We start from the raw sequence: 20,025 nt of genomic DNA, 5'->3' as shown, positions 1-20,025 counted from the left end.
TCTGATTTATTAGATTTGAATTTAGGTGTATAGTTACAATTGAAAAATAAAATAATTCTTGGTTTCTTACTCACACTCTGCTTTGTATCAATACAAATAGCATATGCAGAACCTGAATTTTCTTTCAAATTTGGTACAACTGGTACAGATGAAGATGAATTTGACAATCCAACAGATGTGATAGTGGATATTAATGGAAATAAATTCTATGTCGTAGATAGTAATAATGATAGAATTAGTGTTTTTGAGGACGATGGAGATTTTGATTTTAAATATGGAACATTTTGTAACATTGCATCAATTAATGACTGTAATGATAATGCAGATGGAGCAGATGAGGATGGAGATGGCCAGTTTAACAACCCACTTGCAATAGCTCGTGATGCCTTGGGGAAATTTTTTGTTGTAGATTCAAGTAATGAAAGAGTTCAAATCTTTGATGATGATGGAGAGTTTCAGTTAAAATTTGGTTCATCAGATAGTGGTTTAGATGAATACCTTGGTTCTGCCAAAGGAATTGTAATTCAAGAATCAACAAATGAGATCCTAGTTTCTAGTACAGATACAGATTCAATTTCTGTATTTGATGAAGATGGTGACTTTATGTTTGAGTTTGATTCTTTTGATGGGAATGATGATTTTCAAAATCCAACATTTATGACAATTGATAATTCTGAACAAATGCTATATGTATCAGATTCTGGCAATGACAGAATCATAGTCTTTGAGCTAGTTACAGGAACTACTTGTCCCAATGGGACAGACGAAGTAATTGATGGTGTTTGTTTCGTAAAAGAATTTGGAACTTCTGGAACAGATGAGGGAGAATTTGATGATCCTGCAGGACTTGCATATGACTCTGCAAATAATTTACTCTATGTTGCAGATTCTGATAACAACAGAATTCAGATTTTTGAGATAGTGGATGGTAATACCTGCCCATCAAGTACAGAAGAAGTTGTTGATGGTGTTTGTTTCGTTGAAGAATTTGGTTCCTCAGGAACAGGAAATGGTGATTTTGATACACCTTTGGGAATAGCACTTGATACAACAAATGATCTGTTGTTGGTTGCAGATTCAGACAATGACAGAATTCAAGTTTTTGATCTTAATTCAGGCCCCACAATCCTGCTCCCAGACAGACCTGAGAATCTTAAAGCAAAACCAGTATCTCCAACATCAATAATTATTTCATGGAATGCGCCTGAAATGGATGACAATATTCCAGATATAACAGGTTACAAAATTGAGTATAAAATTGGCTCAGAAGATTATATCACAGCAGTAGAGAATTCCGGTAGTACATCAACATCATTTATTCATCAAGGATTAGACTCTAGTGACACTTACTATTATCGTGTTTATTCAATAAATTCAGCAGGTACTAGTGACTCAACATCTAGCGTTTCAGCAAAACCTCAACATACAACTACACCAACTGCATTAACAGCATCTGCAATTTCACCTAGTCAAATCAAACTTTCTTGGTTGCCACCATCTGAAACATTTGGTCAATCAATAAGCGGATATGAAATCAAACGAGAAGTAATTCCAGGAGTATATGATCCAATAGGAAATACAAATGCTGGAACAACATCATTTATTGTATCAAGTTTAGCAACTGACAAGGAGTACACGTTTGCAGTTAGTGCAGAAATTGGATTTGGCCAGACAGGTGAATCACCAACAGCTTCTGCTACACCACGAGATGATTCTACTGATACTACAGAAGAGCCAATAACATCAACTGCAGTTGATGTATCAATTCCATCACCACCAATAAAATTAACAGCAACAATTGTTTCATCATCTCAGATTAATCTAGCATGGAGTGCACCAGTAGAGGATGGCAATTCCCCAATTATTGGTTACAAAATTGAAGTAAAGAAAGATGGAGGTTCATACACAACACTAGTTGCAGACACAGAAAGTGCGACTAGAACTTATTCACACAAGAATCTTTCAATAAATTCCATGTATACTTACAGAGTTTCAGCAATTAATGATGCAGGAACAAGTAGCCCATCAAATGAGTTTACAGCAACCCCAAAATCAACAAATATCCAAATTAGTCCACTAGGTAAATTGAACATAGATGAAGGCAAATTACTCCTATTTACAGTCAAATTAGTAGATAACTCAGTTACAGATGTTGTATTTAGTTTAGCAAATAATCCACCTGGAGGAGCCAAAATCATTTCAAACACAGGTGTCTTTTCATGGACACCATCTAGTTCTGATGGAGGAAAGACATACACATTTGATGTTGTTGCAAAAAAAGATGGACTTTCTGACAGTGAAGCACTAACTATTACTGTCAATGATGCACTTAGTACGCCAACAACAGATCCAGAGCCAACAACAAATACAACAACGGAGCCAGAAGAACTAGGAATTGCATCATTTGTCGATAAGACTAAAGATCCACAGAGTTATGTTGACAGATACAATAATGAAGCAACTTACAAGGAATGGTTTGATGAAAACTTTTCAGAATATGATTCAATTTACCAAGCAGTAGGACTAGAAGAACCATTACGAATCCCAGCATCATTTGTCGATAAGACTAAAGATCCACAGAGTTATGTTGACAGATACAATAATGAAGCAACTTACAAGGAATGGTTTGATGAAAACTTTTCAGAATATGATTCAATTTACCAAGCAGTAGGACTAGAAGAACCAATTGTTAAAGAGAAAAAATTTGGGGTTTGTGGTCCTGGAACAAAATTAATTGATGGAATTTGCACAATTGTGGAAAAACCATCCGTAAAACCTTGGTGGCAATTCTGGTAAAAAAATAAAAGCTAAGTTTTAATCACAATACTTTTTTCAATAAACAATGGGTAAACTAGCAAGAAATCTTAGAATTTGTGGAGAATGTGGAATTGCATATACTTCTGTTAGTTTTACTAAATATATTGATCAGTGCCCAATTTGTAAATCTCGAAGATTTGAAGCAATTCCAATAAAAACAGAAGACGATTAGTTTTCAACATAGATTTTTTAGTAGAACAGAATTTTCAATAGTATTGTCTGAAGACCCAGAAATAGCAAAAATTATGCAAAAAAAGATGGAAGAAATGCTCAAACCAAAACCAGAGCCTAAAATCGAGCCTGGAATTATTGATTTGAACGATACTAATTTTGACCAGACAATATCTGCTGAGAATCCAACGCTGGTTGATTTTTGGGCAGAATGGTGTGGCCCATGCAAATCAATGCATCCAATTTTTGAGAGTCTATCAAAGACATATCCAAATGTAAAATTTGCAAGAGTTAACGTCGATAATAATCAAAACATATCTACAAAATATGCAGTACAATCAATTCCTACATTCATCATGTTCAAGTCAGGGCAAATTGTAGATAAGATGATGGGAGCAGTTGGTGCTCCTGGAATTCATATGATCTGTAAGAAACACTCTAGTTAGTAGCCGTATACGGGTTCTATTTCTCTTTGAATTCTGACAATATCATTAAACACTTCTTGTTCTTCAGAACTTAGTTTGTGCATGAATTTTTTTAAAATTTGTTTTGCCTCATGTGATGGTGGAAATGTATAGTACACTTCTTCTTCAAAAATTTGTCTTCCAATTGTGACATCTTTTACAGAACATGCAACCTCATCTCCTGTTTTTGCAGTAGATACTGTTTTTTTATCTAATTGTAATTGATGGATGTATCCAACCTTATGTCCTTTCATATTCATAAACGGGATTTTGTGTTTTAGATTTCCAACATCTACACGTACACCAAAGACCGCAGGATTATTGTTTCTAAACACCATTCCTTTCATAAATGAGAATTTTGATATGGGTGTCAACTCTGCAAACATTGCATCTTCTTCGTTGGCAGAATCTTCTTCTACCCAAGCGTTATAGTTGTCAATTAAACTGTAAATTACTTTGTTCTCAAACAATTTGATGTGGCTTGTTTCTGATTCATCTTGTGCATCTTCTAACATCTTAACATTAAATGCTAAAACTACACCTAGATGTCTGTCTTTTTCTTTGATGGCTTTAGCTTCAATTACATCTCGTCTTGTTACAGGACCAATGTCAGCTTTTGCGACAGGAACTTGAGATCGTTTTAGCATTTCCATTATTGCCTCAAGTGAGCCTATAGTATCGCATTTTAGAATAACTCCATTAGTTTCAGTATCAACAAATACAGATTTCATCTCAGACTCTATGAGTTCAGTATACTTTGCAATCTCCTCATCATTTGATGCAACATAAAGAGTACTTCCAGGCAATACGCCCTCTAAATCAGGTGATGCAATTTTGAATCCAGCTGCTGCTTCTACTTGAGGGACAGGTTTGAATTTATCACGAGGATCACGCATCTCATCAAGAGGTTTTGGTAAAAGTAACGCCTTAGGTTTTGTAACAATTACACCATCACGTTTTGCAACAACAATGCTATTTTCTTTTTTTATAATACCATCAATTAGGATTACATTTGCAGTTTGGCCCAAACCAACTTCATCTTTAACTTCTAGAATAATACCACGTGGTTCTTTTTCATCTTGATTGAGTCTTTTCTGAAGATATTGTTGAGTCAACCCAACTAAAACACTAAGTAATTCAGGAATTCCAACTCCTGAACGAGCAGAGATTGGAACTATAGCTATTTCTGATTTAAAGTCCTCTACACGGTAAAATGCTTCTGATTTGTATCCCAAAATAGACAAAGTTCCAACAACATCATACACTTTTTGATCCAAATCAGCTTGAATTGACGCATCTTGTTCTTTGATTGCTTGTGAAATGAATTTAGTTTCAGATTTTCGCCATCCTGAAATTTGATCACATTTGTTTAGTGCAACAACAAATGGAACTTTTCTACTTTGTAAAATTTTTAAACTTTCATTTGTTTGAGGTTGAAATCCTCGATTAACATCAACGACAAGGATTGCAATATCAGCAGCAGATCCACCTCTTGAACGAAGATTTGTAAACACTTCGTGTCCGGGTGTATCAATTACTAATAGACCTGGAACTTTATTTTCTGATTGTTCTAGTTTTTTGTATAGAGGACCACACATTTCTTTGATAGTCTCAGTTGGAAGAAAACTTGCACCAATATGTTGAGTAATTCCACCTGCTTCTCTACCTTGAACACCTGTTCCACGAATTCTATCTAAAAGAGATGTTTTTCCAGAGTCTACATGACCAAGAACTGCCACTATGGGCTGACGAATATGCAAATCAGATCACTCAAATGCTACCCTCGATTCGTGATCAAAACTTTCTTGTGAATCCGATGCGTGAATAATATTTTCACTAAATCCTAATCCAAAGTCACCTCTGATAGAACCAGGCTCTGCTTCAAAAGACTTTGTTGCACCAATCATAATTCTTGTAGTTGCAATTGCATTGTTTCCTTCAATAATAGCAGCAACAACAGGTCCTGATGTGATAAATGATGTTAACTCACCAAAGAAGGGTTTGTCTTTGTGAACCCCATAGAAATTTTCAGCCTGTGCTTGAGTAAATGTAAACATCTTTAGTTTCAAAAGTTTGAATCCTTTTTTTTCAAATCTTGTTACAACCTCACCAACTAGATTTCTAGCTACTGCATCCGGCTTTACAATGAATAATGATTGTTCAGTCAATTCTACTTCTTTCTAATTCCGCCTTTAACGTATTTTTTTGTCCACTTTAGTTTTCTTGGATCACGTTTTAAGACTAGTGCATTCTTTTTACATTTTGCAGAACAGAACCATAGAACTGTTCCATCATTTTTAGCAAGCATAGTACCAGATCCTTTTGCAACTGGTCTATCACAGAAATTACAGGGTTTAACTAAAAGACTCATCTTAACACCTAATGAATTTTCTTTGCTTCTCTCTCGGTTTCTCTTAGCATTAGAATTTCTCCCATTCTAACAGAACCTTTGACGTTTCTTGTAAGAATTCTACCTTTATCCTTACCAGTAAGAACTTTAACTCTAACTTGAATTACTTCACCAGCAATACCGGTTCTACCAACAATTTGAATAATTTCAGATTGAACTACTTCTTCAGCGTTTTGACTCATTCTTCAGTCTTACCGCCTTTAATTTTAGCGATGGATGATACAACTTGGTCTACAATGTGTTGTGCATCACCTGCATCCAAAATTGCTGCAGCGGCAGAAGTAATATCAATACCTAATGATTTGCCTAATTCCTCTTTGCTTGGTACAAATGCATATGCTGCACCTTGTTCCTCACATAGAATTGGAAGATGGGCTACTACCTCTGGAGGTTCAACATCTTCAGCGATTACAATTAGTTTACTAGTACCACGTTCAATTGCCTTAGTTGCTTCGTTTGTTCCTTTCTTGACTTTACCGCTAGTAGATGCTACTCTTACGGCTTCTAAGATTGGACTAACGAGGTCTTCTGGCGTCTCAAATTTAACATAATATGATTTTCCCATACTTCGTCACCCTAGGGGTTCATTCTCCATTCTATCCATCGATGAGTTTGGTTTTAAAAGTGTTATCTGGAAATTATTGAGCTTACTTTTTCAAGATATTCAGACATTAATGTATCCAATTTCTCCTGACTTTCAGATTCGGCATAGATTCTAACAATAGGTTCTGTTCCACTTGGTCTAATCATTACCCAGTTTTTAGAATCAAGGGTAATTTTGATACCATCAGAAATATCAGAATTAGGAAATTCCTCCTTAAGTGACGAAATTAGTTTTGGAATTTTTTCAGCAGAACATGGTATCTTGTCTTTAGTAGTAAAGGAAGGGGGCAAACTTGCAATTTCTTCAGTAAGAGGTTTTCCAGATGTTGCCAACAGGTCTAGCATCAAAGCCAATGTCATACATCCATCTCTTACTTGATTATGTTTACCATACATGAAACCACCATTCTCTTCAAATCCAATCAACGCACCAGTTGGAACCATTTTTCTTGAAACCTCCACACTACCTACTTTGGTTCGAATTACTTTAGAGTCAAACTTTTCAGCTAACACTTCAATGTTAGAACCAGAATTCAAACAAGTTACAACTAGAGAATTTGGATTTTTCTTTAGAATATGTTGTGTAAGAACTAGTGCAGACTTGTCACCTGTAAGAATATCTCCTTTGTTATCACAAAAAATACTTCTATCACCATCACCATCAAAAGCTATTCCTACATCTGCATTATTTTCTCGCACTATTTTTGATAGTTCAGAAAGATTTTGTGGTGTCGGTTCTGATCCACGTCCTGGAAATGCACCATCAATTTTTTGGTTAATAAGAAATGTTTCACAATCAAGTAATTCACAAAAATTGGGAGCTGATACTGCTTGTGCACCATTACCTAAATCTAAAACAACTTTGAAATGTTTTGATTCTATTAGTTTAGAATCAACATGAGAAATAATTCCTTTAAGATATGCTTCAATTGCCCTATTTTCTGTTCCTGTAACTCCCCATTTAACAGGTTTCTCTAACCACTTTTTTTGCAAGTAAATATCTTCAATTATTAATTCATCTTCTCGTGAAATCTCAACTCCGTCACTTGCACATGGTTTGATTCCATTGTATTGAGAGGGATTGTGTGATGCTGTAATCATTAATCCTCCAGAATATCCTAAACTCTTTACTGCAAATTCTAGACACGGTGTTGGAACAATCCCTGCAACATTACAATCAATTCCAATAGAATTAAGAGCAGAACTAACTACTTTAGATATAACAGGACTTGATTCTCGTCCATCATATCCTATCAATACAGGCCCTTTTCCAAAATATGTACCAATTGCAAGTGTCATATCGTGAACGAATTCCAATGTAAAATCTTCATCAAAGACTCCACGAATTCCATTAGTCCCAAAAAATTTCGCCATAATACTGTGCAATAATAGATAAATTTGTGTTTAATGGCAAATCCGTTGCGGGAGTCGCCCAGCCTGGTCAAAGGCGTAGGGCTTAGGACCCTATATCTTAGGATTTCGTGGGTTCAAATCCCACCTCCCGCACCATTTAGATTTCTGTGAATGATTAATAATGAGAAAATCTTCAGCAAACAAGTCATGAAAAAAACAGTAGTAGGAATTACAGTAGTAGGCAAAGACAGAGAGGGAATTGTAGCTACATTTACAAATTTTGCATTTTCTAAAGGCGGAAACATTGAGAAAGTGAATCAAAATGTAATCAAGGGTCTTTTTGGTATGTATCTAGAAGTATCATTTTCAAAAGTAGTTGATGTAAAGAAATTTGATTCAGATATTCAAAGTATTGCCAAAAAAGAAAAGATGGATGTTAGTACTCACCATGAAACAAATTCACAGAAAAATATTGCAGTTTTAGTGACCAAAGAACCACTTTGTCTTCAAACAATTCTTGCAAATGCAAAATCACTCAAAGGAAAAATTTCAGTGATAATTGGAACTGAAAAAACATTAGAACCTCTAGCAAAAAAAGCAAAAATTCCATTTGTTTTAGTAGAGGACAAAGTGCAAGACAAGGCTGAAGATAAAATTATTCAAATATGTAAAAAGTATGATATTGATTTAATCTCACTTGCAAGATACATGAGAATTCTCAGTCCTAACTTTGTTTGGAGATATCCAGATAGAATAATTAACATTCATCCATCATTACTACCAGCATTTCCAGGAGCATCAGCATATGCACAAGCTTTTGAAAGAGGTACAAAGATTGTCGGTGTTACATCCCACTATGTAACGGAGAACTTGGATCAAGGACCAATTATATTCCAAGACTCTTTCAAAGTTGATCCAAATGATACATTAGAAAAAATGAAAACTAAAGGACAAAAATTAGAAGCAGATACTTTACTAAAAGCAATGAAAATGCATTTAGAAAACAAACTTGAAGTTCGCTGGAGAAAGGTTCACATCAAATCTAAGTGAATTAAATGGTAGATATCAAATCACAGTTTGATCCTAATTTAAGGAAATTAATTTCAAATAAAAAGCAAGTTGCAGTTATTCCAGTAGGCTCAATTGAGCAACATGGACCACACTTACCAGTATCAACTGATTCAGATATTGTAACTGAAGTTGCAAAAAAGATCTCAGAAAAATATGGATATCTATTACTACCTACACTAAACTATGGAGTTTCGTATGAGCATGCACCATTTTTTAATCTGAGTATAAGAGAATCAACTTTACGAACTATTCTAACTGATTTGTGCACATCGTTATTATCAAATAACATCAAAACTATTTTCATAATTAATGGTCATCATGGAAATCTAAAACCAATAAAAAATCTAGATGTCAAACTAAAGAAAATTACAAAAAATAAACTCAAAGTATTCCCACTCTCTTACTGGTATTTTATGGAAAGAGAGTTTGACCACGCAGGATTTGTTGAAACGTCACTAATGCTGGCAATTTCAAAAAATGTCAAAATGAACTTGGCAAAAAAAGGATTAGATACAGAAGGAATGACAAAACAAGAAATCAAAAAACTTGGAAGACTAGCAAATCAATCATTTCCCAAAGCTACCAAAAACGGAATATGGGGTGATCCTAGAAAAGCTACAAAGAGAGACGGACAAGTGATTTTAGCTAAAATCGTTAAAAATCTCGGAAAAAAGTGTCAAACTTGCCTTACTGGGCGAAGCTCATAGTTTCACCAATGGAAATTTAATATAACGCCTCGATATCCATGTCAATAAGTGATTATTGATGTCCGTTGATATGGCAGTAAAAGTATTGGATGAGAGTATCAGTCAAGTTGTATTGATAAAACTCAAAGGAAACAAGACCATTAGAGGTACTCTTTTAGGTTTTGACCAACACATGAACCTGCTACTCGATTCTTCAGAGGAAATTCCTACTGAAGGCGATTCTAAAAGCCTCGGAAGCATTGTGGTAAGAGGAGATAATGTAGTAATGATTTCTCCTCCACCAGCACAAAATTAGGTGATTTGCAATGACTAAAGGTACAACTTCTATGGGTGGTTTTACAAAGAAGAAAGTTCACATTAGATGCAGAAGATGTGGTAAAAACTCACTTCACAAACGTCACCACCAATGTGCAAGTTGTGGATTCCCAGAGGCTAAACGAAGAAAGTATTCTTGGATTAAATGGTACACTTAGATGCAAGAAATTGTATTAATTCTTAGTTCATTAGCAGGTGTTGCTACAGCCGCGGCTGTACGTAAAATGCCAAGAGACAAAAATCAATTACTTAGTCTTGGTGCCAGTTCTCACATCAAGAGTCAAATCAATTCATTAAAAATTGAAAAAGATATTCTAACTAAAACAATTTCAAGACTATACCAAGCAGAATCAGAATTTTCTAAAATTCAAAAAGACAAATTATTACTAAAATATCAACACCAGTTAGGAATCGTACTAGCTAAACTAGAGAAACTAGAGCAAGCAAGTCACCATCCAGACTTGGGTCCAGTTGGCGATGGTTTGATCACATTGATGGATCAAAAACTATCAAAATTAGATGATAGATTATATGAATTATCATCAAAGATGGTAAGCAGTAAAGTTGAAGCACCAAAGGTAGAAAAACCTGAAGTAAAACAAGAAACTAAACAAAAGATTTCCAATGTGTTCAACTTTGATAAACCAAAAGAAAACAAAATGGATCCTATTGTAATTCCTCCAAGAAAATCAAGGCAATCATTTGAATTAACAACTCTAACAAATATTTCAAGAGGAGAACCAAAATTCCCTCAATTTGAAAACGAACCAAAACAAGAAGTAAAACCAATGCCTCAGCCAAGGGTTGTTCCAACTGAAGTTATTCCAAAGGAAGTTATTCCAACAGAAGTAATTAAACCAAAAGATGAAATCGTTCAAGATATTATCCAACAAAAACCAAAAGTTGAAGATAAAATTGAAATTATACAGTCAGTAGCACCAAAACCAGAGATTAACCTTGGAACTAAACCAGACCTGAACAAAGAAGTTGCCAAGATTACAGAACATAAAGCACTTCCAGAGCCAATTAAATCAAAACCAGTTACATCAGATGATGACTTTGATGATGATGCAGATGATTTAGATAAAATCAAAGGCGATATCATGAGAGTATTATCAAAACTGGATCAAGTAGAGGTAGAGTAATTGACTTATGATGATGCCATCAAGGCATTATCAAGTGACGCATTAAAATTTGTCAAAGATGATCATATCATTGGATTAGGAAGTGGACGAGCAGCTACTTCGCTTGTGAAATCACTTTCAAAGTTCATAAAACTAAAAGACTACAACATACGAGGAGTTCCAACTTCATTGCAGATCAAATTAATTGCAGAAAAAGCAGGCATTCCACTATTAGAAGCTGATCAGGTAGAACATATCGATGTTGTATTTGATGGTGCAGATCAAATTGATTCACAAAAGTATGTAATCAAAGGTGGAGGAGGTGCATTGTTAAGAGAGAATATTTTGTTTAGTCTTGCAAAAAAGGTCATAGTGATGGCAGATAAGACAAAGTTTGTAAGAAATTTTACAAGAACTGTTCCAGTTGAAATTCATCCACTAGCAAGAAACTCAGTTATAAAATCAATTAAAAAATTAGGAGGCAATGCACAAATTCGTTCTCTTGACAGAGGGTATCCATTCTTTACAGAAAATGGAAACATAATTTTGGATTGTGATTTCGGGACAATAAAAAATCCCAAAGTATTAACTCAGAAAATAAAGCAAACAGTAGGAGTTTTAGAGTCAGGAATATTTTTGAGAAAACCAGATGTAATTTACAAAGCCAAAGAAAATGGGAAATTTGACATTATTTAGAATTCTATTTTGTACTAAATTTTCCTACAAGAGGAACAAAGACATACTTTGATTGCTTTTTAATTTCTATCATTCCTTTAGATGTTTTTTGTAACAAGACCAATGATTGAGAAGAATCCCCTACAGGTGCAATTATGAGCCCATTTTCACTTAGCTGATCAAATAATGGTAAAGGAATTTCATTACATGCAGCAGTAACAATTATCCTATCATAAGGTGATCTTTGAGAATATCCAAGAGTGCCGTCACCTAAAATTACTTGAACATTGCCTATATTCAATTTTTTTAAATTTTCTTGTGCAAATTTTACTAATTCTGGATGTCTTTCAATTGAATAAACAGTACCTGATCCAACTAGATAAGAAAGAATTGCACTTTGCCAACCAGACCCTGTACCAATCTCAAGAATATTTTGACCATTTTTGACATCCAACCACTCAGTCATTCTAGTTACAACTCCAGGTTGAGAGATAGTTTGTTTTTTCATTAAAGATAATGGTTCATTATCGTATGCATACTCTAATTCTGATTCTAGAACAAATTCATGTCTTGGAATATTTCGTAAAGCAGATTCTACATGGTCATCAGTTAGAAATTTTGAATTTTTCAAATACACGATCAAATCATTAATTTGTTTTTGATATTTTTTCTCAATTTTTGTCAATTAGTATAATTTAGATTTTTTATGATTAAAAACACTCGGTAAATTTCATTTTGATTTTAATACTAGTGAGCTGTTTCTGGACTCTCATGTCTAATCGAATTCATGAAATCTTTATGTTGTAACATTAATTCAATCATTTCTTCTCGTAAATCTTCATCATTCATCACAGCATTAAGAATAGGCTCCATCATCTGATTAGACATCATAGCCATATGAGATGGATCTTCAAGCATTAAGGTATGTATGTCTTTAGTCATTTCAGAATTTATCCATACATGATGAATCATATCCATCATTTTACTAGAACCAGACATCATCATTCCATGAGATTTCATAGAATTATGTTCATAATGAGAACACCAGATACATCCTGATTGATGCATTTCTTGTCCCATTCCAGAATCCATCATGGGTTGATGTATTGAATCCATCCATGCTGAATCTAATTTTAGATGAGTTTCCATCTGAGGGTGGTTCTTCATTGCATCAATCATTTTTTTACGTAATTCAGGATCACTAGTCATAGGGGACAACATATTTTTGAGTAATTCAGGATTATTTTTCATTTGTAAAACCCAATCATTCAAAGTCTCCATCATCATAGTAGAATCGTTTTGCATCATTTCATGCCAATGGGACATTAATTTTTCATTTGAAGCCATGCTATTCATTAAATTATTCATCATTTCGGGATTTTTATTCATCAAAGATTGATCGTATACACCATATCCTCTATCAATTAATTTTAGATACGTAGATGGCATCACACATGCAGGATTACCATTACTTTTTTGGATCAATAAATTTCCAGATTTACAAGTTAACATATCAACATCTGTAAATTTTTTCCATTGTTGATGAACAGACATTTGTTGTGCAAAAGAATTCTCAAAGAGTAAAGGACTAACTACAATTGTTAAAATCATAACAAATAGAAATACAAACTGGAAATTCAATAAGAAAAAATCATCTTTTTGTACTTAAAAAGCAATCGTAAAAAATCAAATTTGTGAATATATTATTTTGAAAACAAGTTAATTTTTCTATCAACTAGTTTACCATGACCAAGTTTTCCAATCACTTCAAAGTTCTCAGCAACTAATTCTCCTCTAACCATTGTTTTAACAGGCCATCCAGTTAGATTTCTTCCCTCATATACAATATAATCAGAAAATCCTCCAAACAGATCTGAAGTAACAGTTTTTTCTTTTTTCAAATCAATCATTGTAATATCAGCATCAGAATCTTTCTCAAGAGTTCCTTTGTGTGGATACATGCCAAAAATTTGAGCGGCATTTTGGCTAGTAAATCGAACAAATTGTTCTAATGATATTTTCTTTTGATTTACTCCATCATTAAGTAAAATAGGAATTACCGTGCCTATCCCTGGGAATCCAGCAAGAGCACCCCAAACATCATCACCACCCAGTTTGAGTTTGAGTTGATTTGCTACGTGATCAGTGCCTATTGTATCAATTTGATTATTAGATAATGCATTCCATACAGCTTTTCTATCATTTTCTGTTCTAATAGGAGGCATTACCTTTGCAAGATATCCAGATTGTTTTTCATAAGAGAGTGTCAAGTAATGAGGACATGTCTCAACAAAAATTTTAGTTCCAAGTTTTTTTTCTTCTTCAATTTGTTTTAGTGCACGCTCTGAACCAATATGAACAAAATAAATAACACAATCATAGTCTCGTCCAAACTTTGATACAGTTTTTATTGCTTTAGCTTCAAATTCTGGAGAACGACTAGAAGACCAAGCTGATAATCCATCTTGATTTTTTTCTTTTGCAGTTTTAATTCCACATCCACATGACTCATAATCTTCAGCATGAACAAGTACAGGACAGCCAAGTTCAGCTGCTGCTTTTACTGTTTGTTCAACTATTTCATCAGTAACATTTACTTCAGCTGCAACAAGATTAGGGGAATTTGGTGGCATATCCATGTACACGTGACCCACTTCACCGCCAAGATTCATGTAAATTTTAAAAGATGTAATTCCTTTTTCAATACAATAATTCATCTCACTAATTTGTTGTGGCGTAAAAATTGAAGCATGTATTGCATAATCAACATAATGGTTTTGAGATGCTGAATCAAGTTGATCTTGTAAAGAACTTGTAAATGGATCACCTAGTCTAAGCATTCTCATCATAGTAGTAATTCCACCAATTGCTGCAGCATGAGATTCAGTTTTTGCTGCCTCGTTAATTGGAGAATATACACCATAATGAACATGAGTGTCAATAGGTCCTGGAATTGAAACTAATCCTGCACCATTAATTTTATGATCACATGCAGGCGTATCAGTAGTAAATCCAACAATTTTTCCCTCATCTATGAGAATATTTTTCTCAACCATACCATTTGGGAGGATAACATGTGAGTCAGTGATTATAGTATCATACGTCATCTGAAAATTTTACGAAATGCAGGCTATTATGCGTTGAGAAAATGAATAAAAGAACAACACAAAAGGGTATTCTGAGGGCCGGTGGTTTAGGAGTATAATGCCTCGTTCGCAACGAGGATGTCGAGGGTGCGATTCCCTCCCGGTCCACTTTTCCAGAAACTATTATACATAAATGAAAAATACTATTTTTTATGGAAGTTTTTGACGGCAAAAAAGCTGCACAAGATTACATGTCAAAGCACACATTAGCATTCTCAACTCCAGAATTAACACTAATGAGATTTGCATTCTGGTTAGGGGATTCTGTACCAGATCCAAAGAATAAGGAAAAAGGAATTCCAAGAATGATGACATATTTGGTAGAACAAGACTTTGAACCGGTCTTAATTGATGATGAGACATATGTTCCATCAGGTGCAGTAAAAAGTTCAGCAAACGTTGGAAATGCATTTAAAGAACAAATTCCAGATGGAAACTTTTGTTCTGAATGCGGTAATAGTTTATCAGCTACTGCAAAGTTCTGTCCTGAATGCGGAACAACACAATAAAAAATAATTTTTAATTTAGTAATTTTATGCCTTTGCGCCACACTTTGTACAAAACTTTGCGTTTTCTCTAAGTGCAGCTCCACATGAAGAACATCCATTTCCACCCTGTGGTGAAATAGTTTGTCTTGGCATCAATGCAGGATCAGGTGTTGGTAAAGTTCCAGGATCTCCAAATGCTTCTTGTGCAGAAACAATTCCTGGAGGTCCGCCACCTACTGGATTTGCAGCAGTTCCTGATCTTGGTGGTTGTCCCATCCCACCTGCCATCATTCCAGGTTGTCCCATTCCAGGCATCAATCCTGGAGATTGTGTACTTCCAGAACCAGAACCTATTGATTTTTTTAATTCAAAGATCACTTTGATAGCTAGAAACTCTAATGCAGAATATGCTACTGTATAATCACCTAATTTTTGAAAGAATTCTTTGTCACTGAGTTGACCTTTCTTGTACATGTTGTTTGTATCTAGAAATGATTCATAGTATCCTTGGGATTCATCAAACAAATTCTGTAATTTGTCAAAGAGCATGTTGAGAGTATCTACTTCACCAAATGACATAATCTCAGTTAATTTTTGGAATATTAATTACTTTAGGATCAAAAAAGAGGAAAAACGTGTTTGAAATTATGCGAGTGCTCTATCAATCATACTTTGGTATGATTCTTTAGATGCAGCACCAACTTGCTGACTAACGATTTCTCCTTTGTTAAGGAGGATTAAAGTTGGAATACTAAATACATTGTATTTCGATGCCAGTTCATTGGCCTCATCAACGTTAACCTTGACAAATTTTACTTTGCCATCATAGTCAGCTGCCAGTTCTTCAACTACTGGACCTACCATTCTACATGGACCACACCATTCGGCCCAAAAGTCTACAAATACAGGAATGTCAGAATTTATCACATCGACTTCCCATGATTTTGCATCTGAAATTTGTGTTACAGCCATTCTAAGATTAATTTATTGCACGTACCTAAAAACGTTCACCAGAATTAACACCGTATTTTTAGTTGGAAAATTAATTTTGATATATACTTAAATGACGTTTTGCTAAATCTCAGTTATGAGTTCTGAACTTAGACTTAAAAAATTAAGAGGATCTGGAGGCTATGTTATGGCAACCGTTACTGATGAACAACAGATGAAAGGGAATCTAGGCGGGCCTGATCTATTTTTAGCACCAATAGGAAGATTGGATACAGATAAAATTACTAAACATTTTTGCAATACTTGTGAGAAAGAATTTGAGGGTCCTCCAAAAATTGAGTTTGAGAATCCAAATGAAGAAGTTGCAGAAAATTTAATTCTTGCAGAACGAGGTCAATACATTTGTAATTCATGTAATGCATCAATTGCAGAATATAGAGACTTTAAGAAACAAGATGAAGCAGGTGAAGTCGGAGTTGCAAAACCCCTAGAACCTCAAGTTCAAAGTACACAACCAGAAATAAAGCAACAAGTTTCAGAACCTCAAACAACCCCAGAACCAACAGTAACACAACCAGGTTCATCCACTTCAGTTACATCTATTGAAGGAAAACCTGTATTTGATGAGAATGCAAACAAGTTAGGAACTGCAAAGCAAGTTGGAATTGACTCTACACAATCTATGGTTTTAGTAATTACTAAAGAAGATGGAACAGAAGGAAGTATTCCATGGAGCAGTATTAAAAAAATTGGTGAAGTGGTTCTTTTAGGAAAACCTGAAGTTGCAACTCAACCAGGAAAATGTTCTAGCTGTGGATTTGTAAACAAAGAAGGTTCCAAATTCTGTGAAGACTGCGGTAACAAAATCTGATAACTAGTAAATTAATCAATGATACTAAGGCGATAATGTAATTGGCAAAAAGATCAATCCCTAAAGGAGTAGTAAAAGACATCATAATTGTCGCAGTAGGGGTTTTAGTAATTTGGATTGGTCTACAAGTAGCATTTGGAACACAAAATCCATTTTATGTTGTAGCAAGTGGGAGTATGATTCCAGTTTTAGAAGTATATGATGTATTGATAGTTTCAGGTCATGTATCTTTTGAAGAAATTGAGGTAGGCGACATCATTGTGTTTAATCGGCCATCAGATCATGACAGAGTGATTGTTCACAGAGTAGCGTCAATAATGGAAGATGATCCTAAAACAATTAGAACTAAAGGAGATGCAAATCCAGCATCAATTCCAGGAACTGACTTTCCAATCACAGATGAAGAGTACATAGGAAAAGTAGCATATACTTTACCTCAAGTAGGATATATCACACAATTACTAAAGCCGCCAATCAACTATGCCATAATTGCAATAGTCATTGGAATAATGGTAGTAAAGCAATTTGTAAAGAAGAAAAATGAAAAAAAACTCTCACTTACAGATCCTCTAGATTCAGTAAATCCTGATACGATTGAGGAACTATCAAACATTGATAAAATTGAAAAAGATTCTGAATATTCTGAACATGTGGACAAGACTGATGATGTCGAGGAGTTAGACGATACAGATGAACCAGAAAGTCAAACAAAAACAGAAGAAATTGATGAAAAATTTGAAGAGATTGAAGATTCCATTGATGATAAAATAGAATCAAAAGAAAAAGAAGTTCCAAAGAAGAAATAGAAAAAGATTTGATTTTGTAATATTCAGGCAAACAGGTTCACATATGCCCCATATGACAAGAGCAATAGATCGTCCTGCTTGCTTGGTAGTATACTTACGTCAAATTTACTAAAAAAGGATCCTCATGAATTATTTGTTTCAAGAGTAGAATCACTTATCAAGTAGCAGAAAAGAAATTTCCTAATTGAAATATTTACTTGTTTTTTCAATAATTTTTGTAATTAGTTCTGCATACGCACAAACTCCATTTCGTGATACTGCAGGCTTGACATTAAACGGAATAGAATGGTGTGAAGAGAATTACCAACTGTACTATTACATGAAAAATGATTTTTTTGAGCATCATCAACATTCTATAGAATCCAGACTGTGTGGAAATTTGTACAATGATGATTTGTGGTTGTATTCAGAGCCAGACAGATATCAAAAATTAATTGAACAAAGTAGAATGTACTATATCTTAGAAATTCAAGAAAGTACTAAAGAAGCAAAAGAAGGAAAAATAGATACAAAATCTGTAAACATTAAAGAAATTCCACAAGAACTAGCTCAACAACAAAAAGAATTAGAAAAATTAATTGTAGATGAATCACCAGTAGAAGAATCAAATGAAAATAAAACTGAAACAAAAAATACTGAAGAAAAACAAATTAGCGATTCAGAAGGTGGAGGTTGTCTGATTGCAACTGCTGCATATGGTTCTGAGATGGCACCACAAGTTCAATTGTTAAGAGAAATCAGAGACAATCAATTGATGAGTACTGATTCAGGGACATCATTTATGACTGGATTCAATGAATTCTACTATTCATTCTCACCACATATCGCAGACATGGAAAGAGAAAATCCTATTTTCAAAGAGATGGTAAAAATTGGAATTACTCCATTGCTATCAACCCTACATGTAATGTCATATGCAGAAACAGACTCTGAGGTACTAGGGTATGGAATAGGTGTGATTTTGATGAATTTGGGAATGTATGTAGCTGCACCAGCTATGCTGTTACATCAAATAAAAAATAAAAGAAAAAAGAACTAAGAGTTCTTTGAAACGTCTCCACACATTCCAGGAGTTGAACCATCAGGATTGCATTCAGGAGCAAATGACCCCATTTCAGTAATCTTTCTGTTTCCATTTCCATTGTTGTCTTGTGATAATTTGAATTTGATCCATGATTGATCATTTTGATCATTATCATCAACAAAGAATTCTTCTGGATTCCATGTGTGTGTTAGGAAGTATTCTCCATTTGGAAGACCTGTAATGTTTATTTCATTATCATCAGTTGATTGATGATATTGATCAATCCAACCAGGTTGAATTCCTTGGAATCCTACTTCACATTCCCAATACCATTTTTGAGATGTTGCTGGATTTCCGCCGTTAATTTTGTAGACATCTGAAATACAGAATCCTACTTTGATTGCAGCTGCTTCATCACCACTTGGTAAAGTGACAATATCTCCAGGAATTTCATTCCCTTCAGTATCAGTAGTTATTTCTCTTACTGCAAATTCTCCAACACCATCAATGTGCCAATGGTTATGAGTGTCATGAAATGTAAATTCTGTTACAATTTCATTCCATACAGGTGGAATTGAATGTCTGAATTCACCTTCTTCATTGTAAAGATTTTGGAATGCTTGTGTAACTGTACCTTCAACTGGATCTGGAACTTCAATTATTGGTTCAAATTCCAAACCACCAACACCAACATTTCCCCAGACATTTGTAAATCTTAGATATTCATCTTGCTGTTGATTATGAATATTCAGATGTTTTGGAACACCAGGTGAAATATCAGGAAGTATTGCATCATCCGGAACGGGTACAGTTGGTAAAAAGTCTGCGCTTGCATTTATCATGAATGGTGTTGCAGACAATAATCCTATACCCAACAGGAGTGGTAAGATAGTACTTTTTCGTACTAGGTTTGTATTTGTCATTAGTAAAAACAAGAATTGTTTGTACTTAAAGACCTGTCAGTAAGATCAATTACAAGCTAGTTTGATGAAAATATGTTTTACTTAAAGACAGAATATATGAAATGGT

Annotated in this window: 25 protein-coding genes and 2 tRNA genes; 15 read left to right on the top strand and 12 right to left on the bottom strand. The window is 34.4% G+C overall.

The features are described 5' to 3' along the window. The first annotated feature begins 39 nt into the window (after positions 1 to 39). The 3 genes from C5F49_RS01200 to trxA (C5F49_RS01190) are packed head-to-tail and all read left to right on the top strand — an operon-like array spanning position 40 to position 3,434. Positions 40 to 2,796 carry a fibronectin type III domain-containing protein gene (locus C5F49_RS01200; RefSeq protein WP_246275352.1) on the top strand — a complete coding sequence of 919 codons (2,757 nt, stop codon included), beginning with the start codon at positions 40 to 42 and terminating at the stop codon, positions 2,794 to 2,796. Between the two features lie 46 nt (positions 2,797 to 2,842). After that, positions 2,843 to 2,989: a hypothetical protein gene (locus C5F49_RS01195; RefSeq protein ID WP_179362946.1), complete on the top strand. Its 147-nt coding sequence runs from the start codon at positions 2,843 to 2,845 to the stop codon at positions 2,987 to 2,989. A 43-nt stretch (positions 2,990 to 3,032) separates the two neighbouring features. Further along, positions 3,033 to 3,434: a thioredoxin gene (gene trxA / locus C5F49_RS01190; protein ID WP_179362945.1), complete on the top strand. Its 402-nt coding sequence runs from the start codon at positions 3,033 to 3,035 to the stop codon at positions 3,432 to 3,434. Here trxA (C5F49_RS01190) and infB read toward each other — a convergent pair. From infB to glmM, 6 genes are all read right to left on the bottom strand, one after another. After that, entirely contained in the window at positions 3,431 to 5,212 is a 1,782-nt protein-coding gene (infB, locus tag C5F49_RS01185; RefSeq protein ID WP_179362944.1) for a translation initiation factor IF-2, read from the bottom strand. The two genes, trxA (C5F49_RS01190) and infB, sit on opposite strands and share 4 nt — an antisense overlap. A 6-nt stretch (positions 5,213 to 5,218) precedes the next feature. Then, on the bottom strand, positions 5,219 to 5,620 hold the full coding sequence (gene ndk / locus C5F49_RS01180) for a nucleoside-diphosphate kinase (protein ID WP_179362943.1): 402 nt from the start codon (positions 5,618 to 5,620) through the stop codon (positions 5,219 to 5,221). Between the two features lie 2 nt (positions 5,621 to 5,622). Then, entirely contained in the window at positions 5,623 to 5,823 is a 201-nt protein-coding gene (locus tag C5F49_RS01175; protein WP_014964376.1) for a 50S ribosomal protein L24e, read from the bottom strand. 8 nt (positions 5,824 to 5,831) lie between these two features. Next, a complete protein-coding gene (locus C5F49_RS01170; RefSeq protein WP_179362942.1) occupies positions 5,832 to 6,044 on the bottom strand; it encodes a 30S ribosomal protein S28e in 213 nt (70 codons plus the stop codon). After that, complete coding sequence (gene rpl7ae, locus C5F49_RS01165) at positions 6,041 to 6,427, bottom strand: 50S ribosomal protein L7Ae (RefSeq protein WP_179362941.1); 387 nt, start codon at positions 6,425 to 6,427, stop codon at positions 6,041 to 6,043. Before rpl7ae ends, C5F49_RS01170 begins: the two co-directional genes overlap by 4 nt. Positions 6,428 to 6,489: 62 nt before the next feature. Further along, the gene (glmM, locus tag C5F49_RS01160) at positions 6,490 to 7,839 is read right to left on the bottom strand and encodes a phosphoglucosamine mutase (RefSeq protein WP_179362940.1); all 1,350 of its coding nucleotides are present in this window, start codon (positions 7,837 to 7,839) and stop codon (positions 6,490 to 6,492) included. Positions 7,840 to 7,886: 47 nt separating this feature from the next. On the opposite strand from glmM, the gene C5F49_RS01155 reads away from it, so the two are divergent. From C5F49_RS01155 to rpiA, 7 genes are all read left to right on the top strand, one after another. Continuing rightward, positions 7,887 to 7,974, top strand: a tRNA-Leu gene (locus C5F49_RS01155). A gap of 51 nt (positions 7,975 to 8,025) precedes the next feature. Further along, on the top strand, positions 8,026 to 8,868 hold the full coding sequence (locus C5F49_RS01150) for a formyltetrahydrofolate deformylase (RefSeq protein ID WP_179362939.1): 843 nt from the start codon (positions 8,026 to 8,028) through the stop codon (positions 8,866 to 8,868). Positions 8,869 to 8,873: 5 nt separating this feature from the next. After that, the gene (locus C5F49_RS01145; RefSeq protein WP_179362938.1) at positions 8,874 to 9,596 is read left to right on the top strand and encodes a creatininase family protein; all 723 of its coding nucleotides are present in this window, start codon (positions 8,874 to 8,876) and stop codon (positions 9,594 to 9,596) included. A gap of 58 nt (positions 9,597 to 9,654) precedes the next feature. Beyond that, a complete protein-coding gene (locus C5F49_RS01140) occupies positions 9,655 to 9,891 on the top strand; it encodes an LSm family protein (RefSeq protein WP_179362937.1) in 237 nt (78 codons plus the stop codon). Positions 9,892 to 9,901: 10 nt separating this feature from the next. Continuing rightward, positions 9,902 to 10,069: a 50S ribosomal protein L37e gene (locus C5F49_RS01135; protein WP_008297772.1), complete on the top strand. Its 168-nt coding sequence runs from the start codon at positions 9,902 to 9,904 to the stop codon at positions 10,067 to 10,069. Then, a complete protein-coding gene (locus tag C5F49_RS01130; protein WP_179362936.1) occupies positions 10,070 to 11,056 on the top strand; it encodes a hypothetical protein in 987 nt (328 codons plus the stop codon). Then, positions 11,057 to 11,731, top strand: coding sequence for a ribose-5-phosphate isomerase RpiA (gene rpiA / locus C5F49_RS01125; RefSeq protein ID WP_179362935.1), 675 nt, complete (start codon positions 11,057 to 11,059; stop codon positions 11,729 to 11,731). It begins immediately after the preceding gene. Between the two features lie 4 nt (positions 11,732 to 11,735). Here rpiA and C5F49_RS01120 read toward each other — a convergent pair whose 3' ends face one another. The 3 genes from C5F49_RS01120 to C5F49_RS01110 all read right to left on the bottom strand — a co-directional run bounded on the left by C5F49_RS01120 (position 11,736) and on the right by C5F49_RS01110 (position 14,817). Beyond that, positions 11,736 to 12,395 (bottom strand): protein-L-isoaspartate(D-aspartate) O-methyltransferase, encoded by a 660-nt coding sequence (locus C5F49_RS01120; protein ID WP_179362934.1) that lies wholly within the window; start codon positions 12,393 to 12,395, stop codon positions 11,736 to 11,738. A gap of 62 nt (positions 12,396 to 12,457) precedes the next feature. Then, the gene (locus C5F49_RS01115; protein WP_246275350.1) at positions 12,458 to 13,321 is read right to left on the bottom strand and encodes a hypothetical protein; all 864 of its coding nucleotides are present in this window, start codon (positions 13,319 to 13,321) and stop codon (positions 12,458 to 12,460) included. A gap of 92 nt (positions 13,322 to 13,413) precedes the next feature. After that, positions 13,414 to 14,817 carry a dihydroorotase gene (locus C5F49_RS01110; RefSeq protein ID WP_179362933.1) on the bottom strand — a complete coding sequence of 468 codons (1,404 nt, stop codon included), beginning with the start codon at positions 14,815 to 14,817 and terminating at the stop codon, positions 13,414 to 13,416. Between the two features lie 75 nt (positions 14,818 to 14,892). Here C5F49_RS01110 and C5F49_RS01105 point away from each other — a divergent pair. After that, positions 14,893 to 14,964 (top strand) — tRNA-Ala (locus tag C5F49_RS01105). 44 nt (positions 14,965 to 15,008) lie between these two features. Beyond that, positions 15,009 to 15,365: a zinc ribbon domain-containing protein gene (locus C5F49_RS01100; protein WP_179362932.1), complete on the top strand. Its 357-nt coding sequence runs from the start codon at positions 15,009 to 15,011 to the stop codon at positions 15,363 to 15,365. Between the two features lie 24 nt (positions 15,366 to 15,389). On the opposite strand, the gene C5F49_RS01095 is transcribed toward C5F49_RS01100, so the two are convergent. Next, a complete protein-coding gene (locus tag C5F49_RS01095; RefSeq protein WP_179362931.1) occupies positions 15,390 to 15,923 on the bottom strand; it encodes a zinc ribbon domain-containing protein in 534 nt (177 codons plus the stop codon). Positions 15,924 to 15,989: 66 nt separating this feature from the next. Continuing rightward, entirely contained in the window at positions 15,990 to 16,316 is a 327-nt protein-coding gene (trxA, locus tag C5F49_RS01090) for a thioredoxin (protein WP_179362930.1), read from the bottom strand. A 115-nt stretch (positions 16,317 to 16,431) separates the two neighbouring features. Between trxA (C5F49_RS01090) and C5F49_RS01085 the strand changes: the two genes are divergently transcribed. The 3 genes from C5F49_RS01085 (at position 16,432) to C5F49_RS01075 (ending at position 19,011) form a co-directional block, all read left to right on the top strand. After that, positions 16,432 to 17,166 carry a PRC-barrel domain-containing protein gene (locus C5F49_RS01085; protein ID WP_179362929.1) on the top strand — a complete coding sequence of 245 codons (735 nt, stop codon included), beginning with the start codon at positions 16,432 to 16,434 and terminating at the stop codon, positions 17,164 to 17,166. Positions 17,167 to 17,207: 41 nt separating this feature from the next. Continuing rightward, entirely contained in the window at positions 17,208 to 17,972 is a 765-nt protein-coding gene (locus C5F49_RS01080; protein WP_179362928.1) for a signal peptidase I, read from the top strand. Positions 17,973 to 18,156: 184 nt separating this feature from the next. Beyond that, positions 18,157 to 19,011, top strand: a complete 855-nt coding sequence (locus C5F49_RS01075) for a CFI-box-CTERM domain-containing protein (RefSeq protein ID WP_179362927.1) — start codon at positions 18,157 to 18,159, stop codon at positions 19,009 to 19,011. On the opposite strand, the gene C5F49_RS01070 is transcribed toward C5F49_RS01075, so the two are convergent. After that, positions 19,008 to 19,919 (bottom strand): lysyl oxidase family protein, encoded by a 912-nt coding sequence (locus tag C5F49_RS01070; protein ID WP_179362926.1) that lies wholly within the window; start codon positions 19,917 to 19,919, stop codon positions 19,008 to 19,010. The genes C5F49_RS01075 and C5F49_RS01070 overlap by 4 nt on opposite strands. Between the last annotated feature and the right edge of the window lie 106 nt (positions 19,920 to 20,025).

This window comes from Nitrosopumilus oxyclinae (assembly GCF_013407165.1).
In the GTDB taxonomy this organism is placed as follows: Archaea; Thermoproteota; Nitrososphaeria; order Nitrososphaerales; family Nitrosopumilaceae; genus Nitrosopumilus; species Nitrosopumilus oxyclinae.
Note: the sequence above shows the minus strand (reverse complement) of the source record. Positions and strands in the feature narration are given on the sequence as shown.